This is a genomic window from Salipiger sp., assembly GCF_059781815.1.
Map to the genome: position 1 here is coordinate 1 of NZ_JBYNAH010000414.1, position 1733 is coordinate 1733.

2 protein-coding genes are annotated in these 1733 nt (G+C 64.5%); one reads left to right on the forward strand and one right to left on the reverse strand.

Annotation, left to right across the window (positions count from 1 at the left end; genetic code table 11):
- Positions 1-862: tyrosine-type recombinase/integrase (locus tag AC6RA4_RS25375; protein ID WP_500165083.1), on the forward strand; the 862-nt coding region annotated here is incomplete at its 5' end.
- An 8-nt stretch (positions 863-870) separates the two neighbouring features.
- On the opposite strand, the gene repC is transcribed toward AC6RA4_RS25375, so the two are convergent.
- The coding region (gene repC, locus AC6RA4_RS25380) for a plasmid replication protein RepC (protein ID WP_500165085.1) at positions 871-1733 on the reverse strand (863 nt) is incomplete at its 5' end.

The window sequence follows — 1733 nt, forward strand, 5'->3', positions numbered from 1 at the left end:
GCTCAAGGGGACCGAGCCCCTGCCCCCGTCCAATGAAATGATCGGGCTCTACCTCGCCGATCTGGCTGCCGGGTCGGGGTCCTCCCCTGGCCTGTCTGTCTCGACGATCGAGCGGCGGCTCTCGGGTCTCGCCTGGAACTACGTACAGCGCGGGTTTGCCCTTGACCGCAAAGACCGGCACATTGCCACGGTTCTGGCCGGTATCAAACGGCAGCATGCGCGGCCACCGGTCCAGAAAGAGGCCATTCTTCCGGACGACATCCTCGCCATGGTGGCCACCCTGCCCCACGACCTGCGCGGGCTCCGGGATCGTGCCATCCTGTTGATCGGCTTCGCCGGCGGGCTCCGGCGCTCCGAGATTGTCAGCCTCGATCACGGCAAGGACGATACCCCGGTTTCGGGCGGCTGGATCGAGATCCTCAAGGATGGCGCCGTCCTGACGCTCAATGCCAAGACCGGCTGGCGCGAGGTCGAGGTCGGCCGCGGCTCGTCGGAACAGACCTGCCCCGTTCACGCGCTGGAGCAGTGGCTGCACTTCGCACGCATCGATTTCGGTGCGGTCTTCGTGCGCACCTCGCGGGACGGCAAGAAGGCCCTGGAATCCCGCCTCTCCGACAAGCATGTCGCGCGGCTCATCAAGCAGACCGTGCTGGATGCGGGTATTCGCGCGGACCTGCCGGAGAAGGATCGGCTGGCTCTGTTTTCGGGGCACTCGCTTCGGGCTGGGCTCGCCAGTTCGGCCGAGGTCGATGAGCGCTACATTCAGAAGCAGCTCGGGCACGCCTCGGCCGAGATGACCCGCCGTTATCAGCGTCGGCGCGACAGGTTCCGGGTCAACATGACCAAAGCCGCGGGGCTCTAGGTTCTCCATCACGCCGCCTGCCCGCTCAACCGGCCATAGAAGCTGCGCTCGAGATGCAGCTCCCCTGCCCCGGCCTTCTCGATCATGCCGCGGAGATAGCCGCCCGGCGATGTCACTTCGCCCTTGGCATGCTTGTCGAAGGTCAGGACCAGTGCCGCGGTGGCGATCTGAGGCCCGAGACGATCCTGCGCCAGGTTCCAGGCGTGCTGGGAGACGCCGATCATCGGCCTCAACTGCCCCGCCACCCGGTGCAGATCGCCCCAATCCTTCAGGTATCCGCCCACATTGCGCGCCCAGGACGCGAATTCCGGACAGGCCTGCATCACCGTCGGCAGATCGAGCGCTGCTCCACGTTTCTTGCGCACCTCGGCAACCCAATCTTCCAGCTCCCTGTCCACGCGCTCTTCCGGTGGGGCATTTGGCGCGATGCCGGCCGCTTCCTCTTTTTCAGAGGAATTACTGGTTACAGGATTAAGTTTGGTTGTAGTTAGTATATGAGGTCCGGAAATGACCCCCCTGGGGTTCATTTCTTGAGTCTTCTCGGACACTTCTTCGATGGGCTCCGCCATGTTTTCCACAACCTCATCCGCTCGGACCGCCTTGAGGTAGGCTGCCTCAACCCGCTCCTGCAGCTCCCGAAACCAGTCCATGAGCCTCTCAAGCGTCTCTGACGCCGTGTGGCGGCGTGGAAGCCGCGCCAGGAGATCTTCGAACAGGGTCGTGAGCTGCGTCCAGGGGCCCTTCAGAGCGCCGCTCAGGGCCGCCTCGATCCGCGCCCGGATCATGCGCCGTGAGACGGTGATCTGGCGCTTCAGGCGCTGGCAGAGGGCACGTTCGGCCTGGATCTCGATATGCAGCTGTTCGAACTCCT